This is a genomic window from Lederbergia citrea, from assembly GCF_018343525.1.
GTDB lineage: Bacteria > Bacillota > Bacilli > Bacillales > Bacillaceae_C > Lederbergia > Lederbergia citrea.
Window position 1 is genome coordinate 1,019,603 of record NZ_JAGYPH010000001.1, and the last position, 16,026, is coordinate 1,035,628.

Here is a 16,026-nt window from a genome sequence, read left to right on the forward strand (position 1 = left end):
ACTAATTCCTTTCCCCAAGTACCTGCTTTTTGGCATTTTCATATGCTTGATGCCATTCGGGGTATAATTTCCGGAGAGACACAGGTCGAAAGGTATCACCTTTAACACAAACATGCTTTGTAAAGCCAGTAACCGCTAACTGGCCAGTGCCAGTTAAAATTTCATATCCATATGTAACACGCAAACCATCATAGTCTTCTATCCAAGTTTTTATTTTTGAACTCTCTCCATATTTCACAGGCTGAAGATATTTAGCATGTACGTCAATAACTGGTGCTAAAATACCGTCTTTCTCCATCTCGGCATATTTGAATCCCAATTTTTCAATTAGTTTAGTTCTGCCAATTTCCATCCAGACAAGATAATTAGCATGATATACTATTCCCATCTGATCGGTTTCCGCATACCGAACTTCAATATCCGTTTCTGAAATTAACATATTATATATTCCACCTTACACTTCTTTATATGTTAATCTTAACATCTTCCAGTAAGATGAAGAAAGAAAACAACTTATGTTATGGAAAAGAGCCGGCAGCAGCCAGCTCTTCAATTACTGATATTTATTTTCTTGGGAGGCTGCCTCGTCTTTGATTTCTTCACGCATACCTTCGATGCTTTCACGTCGCCTCTCATTTTTCTGTTCAATTTTAGCTTTTTGTTCTCCATCGGAAAACTGCATGGAAGCTTCTGCTTCTTCCATATTTTCGATTGTATTATATACCATTTCTTGGAGCTTCTCTACATTATCACTGCGATCATCGGGTTTTGGTGTATGCTTGGTCACTATAACCATCCTCTCTCATGTTGGATATTCGTTGGTGTTCTTACTCTCCTTTGGTTTGGATAACTTGAGGATGCTGTCCTGATTTATCAGCCATTTGCTTGCCTTTATTGGCATCTTTAACAACTGATTGTTCTCCAAGATGGTCCGGAGTAAAGTTAATTGGGTGTCTTTTTGGGTTACTCAATCATATCTCCTCCCTTCATTTTTATTGTTTCCTGAATGAAAGGATTTATTATGATGATTAAGCTCTCCGCATATGCTTTTCTTCCAGTTTATCTTCTATTCTTTCCATTGCTTTTAAGTCTTTTAGCAATGCTTGCCTGTTTTCCTGAATTAGATCAGAAAAATTCTTTTTCCCTGGTCTGCGCATTTTTATCACTCCTTATATAGCATCCTACTTATAGTATTGGCTTAATCAGCGGTAATTAAACCAAATTTTCTAACTTTTATTAACAAAAAACACCCTGCCACAATGTGACAGAGTGTTTTGTACAATAATTATCCAGCGCCAAGGCGCTTATACTTTTATTTATTCAGCTAATTTACCGCGAAGTACCATCGGTAGAATTCCACCGTTTCGGTAGTAGTCAATTTCAACCTCAGAATCGAAGCGAACAAGTACTTCAAATTCTTTCTTAGTTCCATCTTCAGCAACAGCAGTTACTTTGATGATGTCGCGAGGTTTAACTGTTTCATCAACATGAACGTTGATGACTTCCTTGCCTGTAAGACCGAGCACATCAGCATTCTCGCCTTTTTTGAATTGAAGCGGGAGAACACCCATCATGGCTAAGTTAGAACGGTGAATACGCTCAAAGCTTTCAGCGATGACAGTTTTGATGCCAAGAAGATTCGTTCCTTTTGCTGCCCAGTCACGTGATGAGCCCATTCCGTAATCTTTTCCAGCAAGAACAACAAGGCCTGTGCCATCTTCTTTATAACGCATGCATGTATCATAAATAGAGCTAACTTCTCCAGTTGGCCAGTAAGTGGAGAAACCACCTTCTGTTCCAGGAGCCACTTGATTTCGAATACGAATATTCGCAAATGTGCCACGCATCATAACCTCATGGTTACCACGGCGTGAACCGTATGAGTTAAATTCACGTGGTTGAACGCCTTTTTCAAGTAAATATTTGCCGGCAGGGGTATCTTTACCAATTGCACCCGCTGGTGAAATATGGTCAGTAGTTACAGAATCGCCGAATTTACCTACGACACGTAATCCTGTCAGTGGCTTAACTGTATCAATTTCATTTGAAAGCTGTTCGAAAAACGGCGGATTTTGAATATAAGTTGAATCATTGTCCCACTTATACAATGGATCATTGCTCGTTTTAATTTCGTTCCAACGTTTATTCGCATCGAAAACATGTTCATACTCTTTGCGGAATAATTCTGGAGTAACAGTTTTTTGGACTACTTCAACAACTTCTTCTTGTGTAGGCCAAATATCTTTCATAAACACGTCATTACCATCTTTATCTTTTCCAAGCGGCTCTTTGTTAAGATCCACATCAACTGTACCCGCAAGAGCATAAGCAACTACAAGTGGTGGAGATGCAAGATAGTTTCCTCTTACTAATGGATGGATACGACCTTCAAAGTTTCGGTTACCTGAAAGGATAGACGTAACAAGCAAATCGCTTTCCATAATCGCTTTTTCAATTTCATCTTTAAGCGGTCCAGAGTTACCGATACAAGTTGTACAACCATATCCAACAAGATCGAAACCTAATTGTGATAAATATGGCATTAATCCTGCATCACGTAAATATCCCGTAACAACTGTAGATCCAGGCGCTAGAGAAGTTTTTACATATTTCGGTACTTGAAGACCTTTTTCCACCGCTTTCTTCGCTAGTAAACCAGCGCCAAGCATAACATAAGGGTTGGAAGTATTCGTACAGCTCGTAATAGCTGCAATAGCCAAAGCACCTGTTTTCATAACTGTTTCGTCGCCATTTTCAAAAGTCACTTTTACTTCTTTAGTAATTTCTGCAGGCTCAAGTCCAAATCCTTGGTTCCCCACTGGCGATTGCAATGCTTCTTTAAATGCTTTTTGCATTTGAGAAAGTGGAATTAAATCTTGTGGACGTTTCGGTCCAGAAAGATTCGCTTCAATTTCTGACAAATTAATTTCAATAATATCTTTATAAACAGGATCTTCTTTATCAACCGTAAAGAACATATCATTTTCTTTTAGATATGTTTCAACAAGGTGAATTTGTTCTTCTGGACGCCCAGTTAAACGTAAATAGTTCAATGTCTCATTATCTACTGGGAAGAACCCACAAGTAGCACCATATTCCGGAGCCATATTAGCTACAGTCGCACGGTCAGCAAGTGGCAGGCTCGCAACTCCCGGTCCATAAAATTCAACAAATTTACCAACAACGCCGTGAGCACGAAGAACTTGAGTTACCTTAAGTGCAAGATCCGTTGCTGTTGAACCATTTGGCAATTCACCTGTTAATTTAACTCCCACAACTTCTGGAATTGGAAAATATGAAGGTTGACCAAGCATTCCGGCTTCTGCTTCAATTCCTCCGACTCCCCATCCTAGGACACCGATCCCATTAATCATGGTTGTATGGGAATCTGTACCGACAAGTGTATCTGGGTAAGCTTCATAATCACCTGTTGGAGTTTCTACGGAATGTACAACATTTGCAAGATACTCCAAGTTTACTTGGTGAACGATCCCAGTTGCAGGTGGTACTGCACGATAGTTATCAAACGCCTTTTGCGCCCAGCTCAAAAATTGATAGCGCTCAGCATTTCTTTCAAATTCAAAATCCATATTTATTTGTAGCGCTTCAGGTGAACCATAGGTATCTACCTGAACAGAATGGTCAATAACTAAATCAACAGGGATTTCCGGATTGATTTTTTCCGCATCTCCGCCAATATCGGCCATCGCTTTTCTTAGGGAAGCAAGGTCAACGACTGCTGGAACACCAGTAAAGTCTTGAAGAATGACGCGGGATGGCTTAAAAGGAACTTCCCCGTTATTTACGTCCTCAGCCCATTTTGCTAAATCTTCTACATGTTCTTTTTTTATTACTCTTCCATCCATTTGTCTAAGGACAGACTCCAGTAATACTTTGATTGAATATGGCAAGCGTGAAACTTTTGCTACTCCAGCTTCTTCAAGTGCTGCTAAACGATAATAGTGATAGCGTTTGCCGTTCGCATCAAAAGAAGAACGAGCACTAAAAATATCATTTTTTGATTGTGCCATACAAATCCCCCTCTTCTAAAGTAAATTTTCAATTTAAACGTAATTTGAATTAACCAGACTTTCTGACAATATTATCTTATAATAATTTGTCTCATAAGTAAATTACTAGAAAGTTATGGTTTTCAATAAGAAAAACTTATAAACTCCTATGTAAAGTTAACACGGGAACTCCAACAATCATCATACCAAATATATGAGTTAAAGAAAAACAAAAAAGGTTGACTTGGATGAATACCAATATGTTGAAGCAAAGTAGACGGCCAACCTCAACATCCATATATGTTCTATATTTTTTCCTCATATGAAAAAAATGTTTATCCTATCCCATATCAGGCAATAATATAAGCAAGCTAGACAATAGAAATACTTCAAAGGAGATGAAGGACATGGGCTTTTTATTATACCTTATCGTGGGTGGAGTCATTGGATGGCTTGCAGGATTGATCTTAGGAAAAGATGTCCCTGGCGGTGTTATTGGTAACATCATAGCTGGTATCGTTGGGGCATGGCTAGGTGGTGCAATCTTTGGTGACTGGGGCCCTCATATAGCCGGATTTGCCATTGTTCCTGCCTTAATTGGTTCATTAATTCTTGTATTCGTCTTAAGTTTAATATTAGGTTCTATGGCAAGAGGCCGTAGAAATGGCTAAAAAATAAACGGGAGCTAAGCTCCCGTTTATTTTATTTACTGCTTGAAAGATTACTTGCCTTTGAGTAAAACTCCCGCTTATATAAATCAGCAAAATATAAAACATCTTCTACATATTGATCACTATGGTTGTATGCAAATACAGCCTTCCTTATTTCTCCTTCTGCAGCTCCATTTTTAGCTAAGTAATTAGCTGCGCTAAATATGGCATCTTCAATATCCCAGGGATCAGCTATTCCGTCACCATTTGCATCAACCCCATAGCCATTATATTTTTTTATGACAGCGGGATCCATTTTTTCTGAATCAGGAATTTTCCCTTCTCCCAGTCCTTCACATGTTGGGTGTGACCAGCCAACAAATGTACATGGCATGAACTGCATAGGTCCTTCAGCTCCTGCTGGTGATAACATGGGGTCCATTGTTGAAAAAATTGTTTCAACTCTATGATGGGCAGCTAACAAATACCACGGGACGCCATATTCCTTTTCAGCTGCTTTATAAATCGGGATGAATTCCTCTGGTATGAGTGTTTTATTGGAATTATCCATTTGTATATCTCGTTTTTCATTCGAATAGATACCAATGAAAATGAGTACCAAGACAGGAAAAAAAAGCATAAGCAAAACTATTCGGCTCCGTGTCGTTTGCTTGTTTGTTTTAATATGCTTCTTTTTGCTTGTTTTTTTCACCTAGTCTACTCCTTCCAACAGCAAGCCATTTTATATGTTGCGAACTAATTTCATATTTCGAATATAATTAATGGCTTGGTATAGGTGCGCAAATGTCTTCATTTCAGAAAAGTCTAATCCTAGACTAATGCTTGTCTGAGCTATTTCTGGTCTCATTCCAGTAATAATCATAGAAATCCCTAAAAGGTTAAAAGACTCACCAAGCTGGAATATTTGATTGGCTACCATCGTATCGATGATTGGAACACCAGACAAATCAAGGATAATGTATTCCAGTTCCATTTCACTTGCCTTGTTCAGGCTGGATTCAATCAGCTTAGACGCCCTATAAGTATCAATCTCCCCAACAAGCGGAATTATACCTAATTGTTCGTCCACTTTGATAACAGGAGTTCCTAATGCGATAATTGTTTCTTGTTGAGAGGAAAATATATGTTCGTAATCATTAATGTATTTTTGCGTCACAAGCTGAGTAGCTTCATCAAATTTTCTGCTAATGATCCGAACCCACCCGATGACCATTTTACCAGTCACTTCATTTTCATGGCTCTCGATAAATTGTTCAATTTTGGCGTAATAAATACTTCTAAAAGTCGAAAAATTTACAATTACATCGTAAAGTGGTGTTGCGGATCGGGTTCTGCTAGAAGCAATCGACTCAGCCCACTCCACAAGCTCCATATCACTTCCGAGCATACTTTGAGTCACAGCCTTATTAAATTTTGCATTCATGGCTCTTAATTGCACAAATGCTTCTGAGTTTTTTGGCTGTGCATACACACCAATCCCACTTGTATATACTTTATCGAACCATTCCTCTGTCATGTTCGTAATATTTTCCATCATAAAATGTAGCAGCTTTTCCTCAATCATTTTCATGTTTTTGCTCCTTTTTAAGACACTTTAAATACTTCATGGTAAACAATTATATACATTATGGAAAAGATCTAACAAATTCGCAAGCAATACAAAGGATAAACATTTTAAAAGCACCACAGCTTATGGCTGTGGTGCTTAATTATCCTTCTAAAAAAAGTAGGATTTTGCCTGCATCTAATTCATTAATATAATTTTCGGCTGTTTGTCCATCTATCCCAATGGAGGAAAACATTATTTTCAACTCATCTTTGCTTCCTCCCGGGAAAGCTCCAGCCATTGGACCAGCGGCAAGTATTGGTCCGCCTATTGGTGTAGACATCCCTGGTACGGCAACGCCTCCGGCAATCCCTGCGAGAAATCCGCCCAAGATCCCAAACGCACCTTCGTTTGCCGGATTTCTTTCTTCAACATTCATTTCTTCAGTGAGAATTTCAATCTTACTATCATCTTTGGCTAAAACGGAAAATTTTTTTGGATCGATTCCTTCAGCTTGATATTTTTTGATCTCATTGATGACTTCTTGCTGACTTTCAAAAACACCCACAACGCTCGTGTCCATATATATTCCTCCTCTTTTTAACAGATTACCCCTTTTCAATTTATTCAAAACAAAGAAGCTATCCCAAATAATATTTTGGGATAGCTCAGATTGTCGAAAAACGGCTAGTTAAATGGGTCTGTTAATTTCGGCTCCAGGCGGACGTTTTCTTACCCGTAGTCAAGTATTTTTCCCAATTTATTTTTTGGGGGAATGAAGTTTAAAAACAGATGATTATCAACAGGCTGTTTGCGCAAACTTTGTTGCTTTTAACTAAGTAAAGGGGAAGGTTGATTTCCGCTACAGTTGCTCGCTTTCCGCGGGGCGGGCGGTGAGCCTCCTCGGCGTAAACGCCTGTGGGGTCTCACCTGTCCCGCTGATCCCGCAGGAGTCTCGCACTTTCGCTCCAATCAACCTTCAACAGGTTTTGTTTAAAAGCAACAATCTACTGGAAAAAAGCCAATAAATAAAAAAATACGTATGCCAAATAGACTTAAAGAAATTCTGTTTTTCCGCAAAGTCTTTTGTGCTATAGTGAGCACTAACTTGCTTTAGCCAATTCATAGTTATTCAGGATGCCGTGTTAAATAAGGTGAAATGCGACTTTCAGGAACTTATTCAGCATCCTATAAAGGCAACCTTATAATGCTTACTGAGGTTACTTTTTTAATTGATCATAATCATCCACAATCCGATTCTGTGACCTTTTTCACTGGGAGATGATCGTCATTATCATGAGAATCAGGGATCTTCCTCAGCCTTCTATCCCGCGTTTATTAATCCGATTTTGATACTGAAGCTTTCAGGATTGCACTTGGGAATCGATCCGATCCCTAGAGAGATCCACCGTTTGTTCAATCGTTTCTTTTTTCTGTTGTTTCAGTTCCATGATCCTTTTCGTCGGAACCTGCTAGACACTAAAGGAGCGTAGCGACGAAGCGGCTTGGCGCTCGCCCCGCGGAAAGCGAGCGGTAAGATTCGGAATACCTGCTCTATCCAATATAAAAATAAAAAAGACTGTAAACAACTCGTTTTTTCAGAGTTTGCCTACAGTCTAAGCTATCCGAATAATTTTATTCGGATAGCTTTTTATATTAATTCAAAATTTTAATTTTTACTGTTTGCACTCCAAAATCAAGTGCATCAGAAGTAGATGGTATAAATAAATCTATTTTATTACCTTTTATTGCTCCGCCAGTATCGCCTGCCACTGCTGTCCCATAACCTTCAACATAGACTTTGGAACCAAGTGGGATAACTTTAGGGTCCACCGCTATTACTTTCTGATCTGGGTTCGCTCGAAGATCTTGTCCTGTAGCTGTAACTCCAGAGCACCCTTTACAAAAAGCGGTATAGGCGGTAGCAGTTACAGTCATTTCATTATCTGACGTTTTTGCATTAGCTTTAGACTGTACCGGTTTAGCAGCAATTGTTTTTTTATTAATTATATTGGTTTTTATCGACTCAGATTTGCTGTGTTCCACCGTTTGAAAATAGAGACTATCACCTGGGTGAATAATATCTGATTTAAGATTGTTCCAATCTTTTAATTCATTCACAGTAACACGATATTTTTTTGAAATATCCCAGAGTGTATCCCCAGGAGCTACTGTGTAATGTTCTTTATTTTTTTGACCATCTATTTCCAATTGCTCTGTGGGGAAAATAAGATCGGAAGATAATTCATTCCACGTTTTCAATTGCTCCACTGTTGTACCGTGGTTTTGGGAGATGCTCCATAATGTATCGCCTTTTTGGACTTCATATGTAGCTGCCGATGCCCCACCAGCAAAAATTCCCGTAAGCGTCACTGCTGCTGCTAATGTTGTTATCGTCTTTCTCATCCGTATCCTCCTTTTCGTTAGCTAAGATTAACTAACGAGTTCTATCGTAACAGAGGAAGATGTCAGCACAATAACAAACCGATGTTCATTCATTTACAATCATATTTCAGGCTATTTTAGTTAGGCGATTGACTTTCTTTAAGAACAATGAAGTTTTCCTTATCTGCTGTTAATGTAAAATAAATAACAAAGAGGAAGAAAAAGCTTGATATTTGAAATAAATGGCTAATATCAATAAATTTTGCGAGCACCCCGAAAACTAAGCCGCTTAGTCCAATTCCAAGATCGATCGCCGAATAAAACATTCCGTTCGCTACTCCTCTTCGCATTTTAGAAGTTTTAGCTAGTACCCAAGCTTGAAGTGCAGGAATTAATGATCCGTAACCAGCCCCGAATAAAATTCCTGCCAAAACAATACCAACCCACGAAAGAGAGAGCGATAAAATCCACATTGCAATAAATGTAAGGGATGCACATAAAATAACTAATCCTTTTGGTCCTTTACGATCAAACCATTTTCCGGTAATCGGTCTGATTAAAGTAGCCATGATGGCATTAATTAAATAAAAAAGAAAAATTTGTTCTATTTGTCTTTCTTCAGCAAAGATAACTATGAATGTTACAATCGTTCCGTAACCAAAAGTTGCCATCAAAGTAACAAATGCAGGATATAAACTAGACTTTTCAATAAGTGATCCTAGAAAGTTAAACTTCAATTCGCTACGGCTAATACTTTTTACTGATTCAGGTGTTTCATACTTAATGAGAGCCAATAGTAAAAATGCAATTCCACCCAATATAGCTGAGATGACGATAATAATTGAAAAATTATAATGTTGATAAATATAGATTCCGAGACTTGGAGCAATAATCATTCCGATTGTTATAGCAAGACCAAAATAACCCATACCTTCTCCGATACGTGAATTGGGCACTACATCCACTGCTGCAGTCCCGTTAACGGTTGTCGACCATCCCCACATGATGCCATGGAAAAGGCGGAGTAATAGGAGGAGGAAGACTACTTGCGTAAGCGGATAAAGAATTGTCATAAATAGTAATGCTGCAGCACCGATTAATACTAGATTTCTACGTCCGCTAAATTCTAACAGGTATCCAATATAAGGCCTAATAACGACTGCACCTAAAGAAAACATAGTAGTAATGAGACCAATTTCAAATCCCGAAGCTCCTAATGACTTAACATACGGAGGTAGAGTAGGAATCAACATTTGAAAACTCATGAAGACGAATAAATTTGCTATTACAATCATGATGAATGATTTTGACCAGAGTCGTTCACGCGGTTTAGCATTAAGGCTTTGCAAATTATCACCATTCTCTCTATAAAATAATTCATATTTTTTAAAGTCTTTTTTTCATAACATATAGTTAAAAAAGAATAAAAACAAGTATATCATTCTGTCAAATGACTATTACTCCTAGCCCGCACCTTCATTTTAGGTTGTACATATATTAATGGCAAGGAGGTGTCAATATGAATGACCACAAAATTTTATTATATTTAGCTAGCATTTTAGCAGGCTTTGCAGTGCTTCGCCTTACCTTAATTGGTGCCACAGCCGCAATCCTCGGAGTACTCGTTACAGTTCTACAAATTATCGCTGTTATTGTGATTGTGTTGTTTGCAGGAGCGATTATTTTGAAGGGGTTAATAAGTTTACTTCGTAAGTTTATTAAATAATCATGAATAACATAGTTTATATAACGGCCAAATTTTTCTGGTCGTTTTCTTTTTTTCCTTTTTGTTCACAGTAAATCACATAAATAAATGCTATGGTATGATATATTAGCAACTTTATCATTTTGGTGAAATGAGGTAATGGAAATAGGAATCACAATGGTTGCCGTCATGCTTTCAGGCGTTATGTTCCTTATGTTTACAGTAGCAGCAGTCGCCTTCTTTGTACATCATAAAAATCAAAAAAAGAAAGACGGTCAAAAATAAGCAAAGGCCTGTCCCTTAAAATGAGGACAGGCTTTTTTTGTTAAACAGCTTTTTTCCACTTTTTTAAAAATAATGTATTCATGGCAGCGGAAGCAATAACGATCATTGTCATGACGATTCCAATTAATGAGTAGCCTAGCTTAAAGGCAAAATACATGAAAACCGCTAAACTAACTGTAATAAACCAACCAAAAATAAGTGTGGCTACATAATATGTCTTCTCCAATTCATTCACCGCCTTTTAGAACTTTGCGCAATTACTGTTTATCATGTTAACCTAAAAAACGAAATTCAGTTTTACTACCATGTTGATATGCGATTACTTCAAGCCTTGCATCAATTCTTTCCTTAAGCTCGGGAACGTGGGAGATTACACCGACAAGACGTCCACTGCTTTGGATATCCATTAACGCCTCAATAGCATGATCAATCGACTCAGGATCGAGTGTGCCAAATCCTTCATCAATGAACATCGTTTCGAGTGAAACTCCACCTGCATGTTCCTGTACGACATCTGCAAGTCCAAGTGCGAGTGATAGTGCTGCTTTAAAGCTTTCTCCACCTGACAATGTTTTGACGTGCCGTTCTTGTCCAGTATACTGATCAAAAATAAGTAATTCCAATCCACTTTGAACATTACCTTTGGATCTGTCAGTTTTTCTTAAAAGCTGGTATCGTCCACTCGTCATTTTTATGAGACGCACATTTGCTGCGTGTAATATATCATCTAAAAATGAAGCAAGGACAAAGCGCTCAAATGATAAACGATACGTATTTTGCCCCCTTGTAATATCCGCTAGGTGCCCGATTAATTCATAATCCTCTTCCATCCTTTTAATTTGATTGTTAATTTCCGTTACCATTGTAACTATTTCTTCATTCTTTTTTATGTGTAAGGAAATATTAGCATGCTGATCTAATAATGCAGCATAGATTTTTTCCGTTTCATCCAATCGTTCTTTCAAGTTGGATATATTAGGTTTTTCAATCATATTTAAGCGCGACTCATAGTCTTTCAATCTGTCTGAAATAGAACGATATTCTTCGCGGTATGCTCTGATGGCCTCGTCCATCATGTTAATTTCTGCTGACGTTTTTTTTGATTCATGATAATGCTTATAAGAAGCAAATTCTTCTTCTTCCAGCATTTCAATAAACTTCTCCCGCTCAATAGTCAAAGCTTCATTAGCTGAATTAACTTGTGCTTTCACATGATCAATCTTTCCATTTATTACTGCAAGTTCTTCGCTTGTTTTTGTGAAAAATTCTCTAGCAGTTTCGAAATCTTTATTCAACTTTTTTATTTCCGCATCAATGCCAGCGACTTTTTCATCATATTTCTTTATATCCTTTAGATCATTTGGGATCAATCTACTAAGATTATTCACCTCAGCCGCTGCCTCGGAATACGAAATTGACCGTTGTCTTTCTAATTCAGCAAGATCTTCTATTTCTTTTTCCCCTCGCTCCAGTTCTTTTTCCATTTCATTTACTTCGATTTCCAATGCAGGAATTTGCTTGATTTCTTTACCATATTCCTCTAATAAATGCTTTTTTTCCGCTAGATCCTTCTTATAACTTTGTAAATAAACTTCTTTCATCTCCATTTTAAAGCCTGGAATATAATGAACTGTTCCTGCCAATGTTTCGTCAATTTTCCCTTGCAGGAATTCAGCTTCCGCCTTAAATTTCTGCCTAGCACCTTCAATCTCGGAAAGCTCTACATACGCTTTATCGACTGCGGATTTAGCTAATTTCAAATCATTTTCTGTAGGATAGTCTATTGATTGTTCTGCAGGGAAAGGATGATTAGAAGAGCCGCAAACGGGACATGGATGCCCGTCCGAAAGTGTACCGGCTATGTGGCCCGCTTGTCCTTTCAGCCAATGTTGCTCAATCGTATTTAGAGTTTCACGAGCATCTTCTGACACTCTTTTTACTTTTTCAAGTTCATTCGTTTTCAACTGCAACTGTTTTTCAATCTCCGCTGACTTTTTAGTCGCTTGATCCAATATTGTTAAGTGAGATAAGGCATTTTCAATCGTAGTAATTGTTTTTTCTAATTCATATACCTTAATTTGAAGCTGCCTTAATTCCTTTAGCGTCTTTTCTTTTTCTCTGGACAGCTCGCTTTTTGTGGCAAAAGCCTTTTTTTCATTTATTATTTTATCACGATACGAAAGAACTTCTTTTTCAATTTTCAAAAGGCCTGACTTCCTTGATGCAAAAGAATAAACATCTTCCCGCAAGTTTTTCAACTGGAGAAGCTCGCTATTTAGCTTTTCCTTTACGTCCATACGATTCTCTTCATAACTAAGCTTATCTTTCGCTTTTAAAAGCTGCTCATCTATTATTTTCTTTTGTTTTAAGTCGGCATCTAATCGCATTTCAGCGTGATCTAATTCTTTTTTTAACCTTTGACATAAACTTTCTTGATGCTGGAGTTTATTTGCCTTTTGTGCCATTTCACTTTTTGTCTTCAAAGTTTCGATATCATTTTCTTTTGCTTGCAATTCTTTTTTTCTGTTCATAAGCTCGTCGCGTACGACCATTTGCTTTAATATATCTTCTGCGGCATCTACTCGACGCTTCGCTTCATCCCTTTTTTGTTTTTGCTCCTCGATTGATTGGGCTAAAACGTCCAAATCACTGTACATCTCTCTTAAGATATCAGTTATTAATGATAAAATATGCGCATCATTCAAAGGCTCTTCCATTAAAGCAGCTATCATCTGTTCATTTCCATATGTCACAATATTTCTTAATATACGACTTCTTTCAGCTGTCCCCGCTTCCACTTGCCTTTTCAATACATTGGCATCCTCTTTTAACTTTTCTTCGATTCGCTTATATTGTTCAGTACGAAATAACCTCTGCAATATGCCTTCTTTTTCTTTACTGTCTGATGTTAGCAGTTTTCGAAAATCCCCTTGAGGAATCATTAAGATTTGCCTAAACTGATTGGCATCTAACTGGATAATTTCTTTTATTTTTTCATCTGTCTCTCTTACATTGGCTGCGAGGAGTCTTTGCTCCCCTTGTTCATCCACGATGTAAAGTTCTGCTTTAGCATTAATCGTTGTATATCCGTCACCACGGGATTTTTTCTTTTCCTGTTGCGGTGATCTCCATATGTAGTATCTTTCTCCTCTCAGCGTGAATTCAAGTGACACTTCTGTTACCCATTCATCGCTTGCAAATTGGCTGCGTAAATCTGTTCCCATTCGATCATCGCCGCTGGCACGGCCATAAATGGCAAAACTGATTCCGTCAAAAATAGTCGTTTTACCTGAACCTGTTTTTCCTGAAATAACAAACATTGTCCGATTGCCAAGCTGTGAAAAATCAATCATTTCTTTACCTGCATAAGGCCCGAATGCCTGCATCATTAATTTAATTGGCCTCATACATGCATTTCCTCCTTTTTTACATCGTCAATCATTTGTGCAATTAAACGACGTTTTGCCTCGGAAAATTCACTCGTTGTCATCTCACGGTAAAAATCACTAAATAGATCAAGTTCTGACTTCCTTTCAATTCCATCAGAACGAAATGACTGCTTTTTTCTTAAATCAATTTGTTCGATTTTTCTCTCCAAATGTAAAATGTTTGGATATACTTTCCTCAACTTGTTGATTGGATCGATAAGGGCTCCTTCATCAAGCAAAGTCACTTTTAAATAATCATCTACTTTCTGGTTTTGAAAAAACCCGGAATCCATCAGCTCTTCCATGTAGCCGCTGATTTCCCTCATATCTAGTACTGGAGTTAATGAGCGTTTCCTCATTTTATATGTTCCATTATCATTCATTTCAATGATAGATATGCTTTTCTGGTGTTGCGCCTCTGAAAATGAATATTTTAGTAAAGACCCTGCATAACGGACAGTATCATGACGAATGGCATCCGGACTATGTAAATGGCCAAGTGCAGTATAAGCAAACGGTGAGAAGCAATCAGCCGATACACAGCTAGTTCCTCCTACAGAAAGTGTTCGTTCTGAATCGCTCGTTATACCTCCAAGTACAAACGCATGGCCTACTAACACATTCGGTTCATTTGGATTAAGAGATTCCTCAATTTCAGAAACAACACGCCTCATTGCCTCATCATGTGAATGAATAGAGTGATCGTCAAACCACTCTCGAATAATACCCGGTTCCGCAAATGGCACAAGATAAAAGTTTACGCCATTTACATGGATGGGCCGAAAGCTCTCTTGAATTTTTCCATTGATGAATAGTTGGCTGTGCCGATACCATGAAGAGCCGAATGACAAACGTTCTGCACTATCATGGTTCCCAGATATGGCTAATATTGGTGTCTTTAACTCGACATTAATTTTAAATAAAACATCTTCCAAAAGTTCTACAGCTTCTGTAGGTGGTACAGAGCGATCATATAAATCACCAGCAATAATAACTGCATCCGGCTTTTCTTCTGCCACGAGATCAACGAACTGATTCAGAACAGCCCTTTGCTCGTTTGTCATATAAACACCGTGAACCAGTTTGCCAAGATGCCAGTCAGCAGTATGAATAAATTTCACTCCAAACACCCCTTAATTACTTTTCTACTATTATAGCAAACAGATTTACTTCCATCTGCATGTATGTCAAAAGAGCCACCTGTTTTTTCATTCAGGTGGCTCTTTCAAATATCATTGTTATGGCCGCTGCATCCGCTCTGGCAAACTTTGTATCGACTGAATGACGGCTTCCAGCTTTGTTTCAATTCTATATAATAAATAGAAGGTTACAATTACTGGAAACCCCACATCGCTGATAAACGGAAGTATTTGCTCCACTTACAGCCAGCTCCTTTCTAGCAAACAAAGGCTCGCTCGGATAATGAGCAGAGCCTTTGTTTAATTTACTTAATTTCAAATACTGTGATATTCCGTTCTAGCAATCTTGCTCCTTTTGACGTTACATATGGATTTCCATCACTGTCTAGGAAAGCTGCCGAGGCAATAATGTCTTCCATCGCTGTTTTTACTTGTTCTGCATCTACCGGTTCTGTCGGGTTATCGATCGCGATTCTTGTTGTCTTTCCTTCGCCGGTTAGGAAAATAAGTTCCAAAGATTTCATATAATCACCTCACTTTCGATAATAGATTTACCGATCATTCATCAATATTGATCGTATCGTTTCTTTCGATTGCCCAAAGCGGCTCAGATTTTAGGGTACTGATTGCTTGGCAAGCCTGGTAGAGCTGATCTGCGCTCGCATTTCGATGGATATTGTTGAATGTCTTCGTTTTATATACTGGCTTGTTGTGCTTATCCATTCCATAATCGAATACGAGCTTTAACTTCGTAGCTTTTAAATATGCTTCAGCCATGTTGTTCACCTCCTTTCACCTCTTATATAGATAATCAGAGAGAATAAAGGCACCCTTCATTAACAAAAAGTTTATTCATT

Annotated in this window: 19 protein-coding genes; 3 read left to right on the forward strand and 16 right to left on the reverse strand. The window is 38.1% G+C overall.

Going from position 1 to position 16,026, the window contains the following annotated elements; translation table 11 throughout:
• Nucleotide 1: 1 nt before the first annotated feature.
• The 5 genes from KHA88_RS05230 to acnA form a co-directional block, all read right to left on the reverse strand.
• Complete coding sequence (locus KHA88_RS05230) at nt 2-439, reverse strand: acyl-CoA thioesterase (protein ID WP_213121488.1); 438 nt, start codon at nt 437-439, stop codon at nt 2-4.
• A 114-nt stretch (nt 440-553) separates the two neighbouring features.
• The gene (gene tlp, locus KHA88_RS05235; RefSeq protein WP_213121489.1) at nt 554-787 is read right to left on the reverse strand and encodes a small acid-soluble spore protein Tlp; all 234 of its coding nucleotides are present in this window, start codon (nt 785-787) and stop codon (nt 554-556) included.
• A gap of 40 nt (nt 788-827) precedes the next feature.
• Nucleotides 828-971, reverse strand: a complete 144-nt coding sequence (locus KHA88_RS05240) for an acid-soluble spore protein N (protein ID WP_213107079.1) — start codon at nt 969-971, stop codon at nt 828-830.
• A 57-nt stretch (nt 972-1,028) separates the two neighbouring features.
• On the reverse strand, nt 1,029-1,157 hold the full coding sequence (locus KHA88_RS05245) for an FbpB family small basic protein (protein WP_213096834.1): 129 nt from the start codon (nt 1,155-1,157) through the stop codon (nt 1,029-1,031).
• 159 nt (nt 1,158-1,316) lie between these two features.
• Nucleotides 1,317-4,031, reverse strand: coding sequence for an aconitate hydratase AcnA (gene acnA, locus KHA88_RS05250; protein WP_213121490.1), 2,715 nt, complete (start codon nt 4,029-4,031; stop codon nt 1,317-1,319).
• A gap of 386 nt (nt 4,032-4,417) precedes the next feature.
• Between acnA and KHA88_RS05255 the strand changes: the two genes are divergently transcribed.
• On the forward strand, nt 4,418-4,681 hold the full coding sequence (locus KHA88_RS05255; protein ID WP_213121491.1) for a GlsB/YeaQ/YmgE family stress response membrane protein: 264 nt from the start codon (nt 4,418-4,420) through the stop codon (nt 4,679-4,681).
• A gap of 31 nt (nt 4,682-4,712) precedes the next feature.
• Here the strand turns inward: KHA88_RS05255 and KHA88_RS05260 are convergent, their stop codons facing one another.
• The 5 genes from KHA88_RS05260 to KHA88_RS05280 all read right to left on the reverse strand — a co-directional run bounded on the left by KHA88_RS05260 (nt 4,713) and on the right by KHA88_RS05280 (nt 9,907).
• Nucleotides 4,713-5,372 carry a lytic transglycosylase domain-containing protein gene (locus KHA88_RS05260; protein WP_213107081.1) on the reverse strand — a complete coding sequence of 220 codons (660 nt, stop codon included), beginning with the start codon at nt 5,370-5,372 and terminating at the stop codon, nt 4,713-4,715.
• 30 nt (nt 5,373-5,402) lie between these two features.
• On the reverse strand, nt 5,403-6,251 hold the full coding sequence (locus KHA88_RS05265; RefSeq protein WP_213121492.1) for an STAS domain-containing protein: 849 nt from the start codon (nt 6,249-6,251) through the stop codon (nt 5,403-5,405).
• A 139-nt stretch (nt 6,252-6,390) separates the two neighbouring features.
• Nucleotides 6,391-6,810: a general stress protein gene (locus tag KHA88_RS05270; protein WP_213121493.1), complete on the reverse strand. Its 420-nt coding sequence runs from the start codon at nt 6,808-6,810 to the stop codon at nt 6,391-6,393.
• 1,073 nt (nt 6,811-7,883) lie between these two features.
• Nucleotides 7,884-8,633, reverse strand: a complete 750-nt coding sequence (locus KHA88_RS05275) for a LysM peptidoglycan-binding and 3D domain-containing protein (protein ID WP_213121494.1) — start codon at nt 8,631-8,633, stop codon at nt 7,884-7,886.
• 116 nt (nt 8,634-8,749) lie between these two features.
• Nucleotides 8,750-9,907, reverse strand: coding sequence for an MFS transporter (locus tag KHA88_RS05280; RefSeq protein WP_213121495.1), 1,158 nt, complete (start codon nt 9,905-9,907; stop codon nt 8,750-8,752).
• Between the two features lie 224 nt (nt 9,908-10,131).
• Here KHA88_RS05280 and KHA88_RS05285 point away from each other — a divergent pair, with 224 nt between their 5' ends.
• Nucleotides 10,132-10,338 carry a hypothetical protein gene (locus KHA88_RS05285; RefSeq protein ID WP_213121496.1) on the forward strand — a complete coding sequence of 69 codons (207 nt, stop codon included), beginning with the start codon at nt 10,132-10,134 and terminating at the stop codon, nt 10,336-10,338.
• A gap of 138 nt (nt 10,339-10,476) precedes the next feature.
• Entirely contained in the window at nt 10,477-10,602 is a 126-nt protein-coding gene (locus tag KHA88_RS21120) for a hypothetical protein (RefSeq protein ID WP_283247399.1), read from the forward strand.
• A 40-nt stretch (nt 10,603-10,642) separates the two neighbouring features.
• On the opposite strand, the gene KHA88_RS05290 is transcribed toward KHA88_RS21120, so the two are convergent.
• The 6 genes from KHA88_RS05290 to KHA88_RS05315 form a co-directional block, all read right to left on the reverse strand.
• Nucleotides 10,643-10,828, reverse strand: coding sequence for a hypothetical protein (locus KHA88_RS05290; protein ID WP_213121497.1), 186 nt, complete (start codon nt 10,826-10,828; stop codon nt 10,643-10,645).
• Between the two features lie 46 nt (nt 10,829-10,874).
• The gene (locus KHA88_RS05295; RefSeq protein ID WP_213121498.1) at nt 10,875-14,009 is read right to left on the reverse strand and encodes an AAA family ATPase; all 3,135 of its coding nucleotides are present in this window, start codon (nt 14,007-14,009) and stop codon (nt 10,875-10,877) included.
• The gene (locus tag KHA88_RS05300) at nt 14,006-15,151 is read right to left on the reverse strand and encodes an exonuclease SbcCD subunit D (RefSeq protein ID WP_213121499.1); all 1,146 of its coding nucleotides are present in this window, start codon (nt 15,149-15,151) and stop codon (nt 14,006-14,008) included. The genes KHA88_RS05295 and KHA88_RS05300 overlap by 4 nt, the downstream gene beginning before the upstream one ends.
• Nucleotides 15,152-15,268: 117 nt before the next feature.
• On the reverse strand, nt 15,269-15,409 hold the full coding sequence (locus KHA88_RS05305) for a YvrJ family protein (protein WP_213096820.1): 141 nt from the start codon (nt 15,407-15,409) through the stop codon (nt 15,269-15,271).
• 65 nt (nt 15,410-15,474) lie between these two features.
• The gene (locus KHA88_RS05310) at nt 15,475-15,693 is read right to left on the reverse strand and encodes a DUF2922 domain-containing protein (protein ID WP_213096819.1); all 219 of its coding nucleotides are present in this window, start codon (nt 15,691-15,693) and stop codon (nt 15,475-15,477) included.
• A gap of 34 nt (nt 15,694-15,727) precedes the next feature.
• Entirely contained in the window at nt 15,728-15,946 is a 219-nt protein-coding gene (locus KHA88_RS05315) for a DUF1659 domain-containing protein (RefSeq protein WP_213096818.1), read from the reverse strand.
• Between the last annotated feature and the right edge of the window lie 80 nt (nt 15,947-16,026).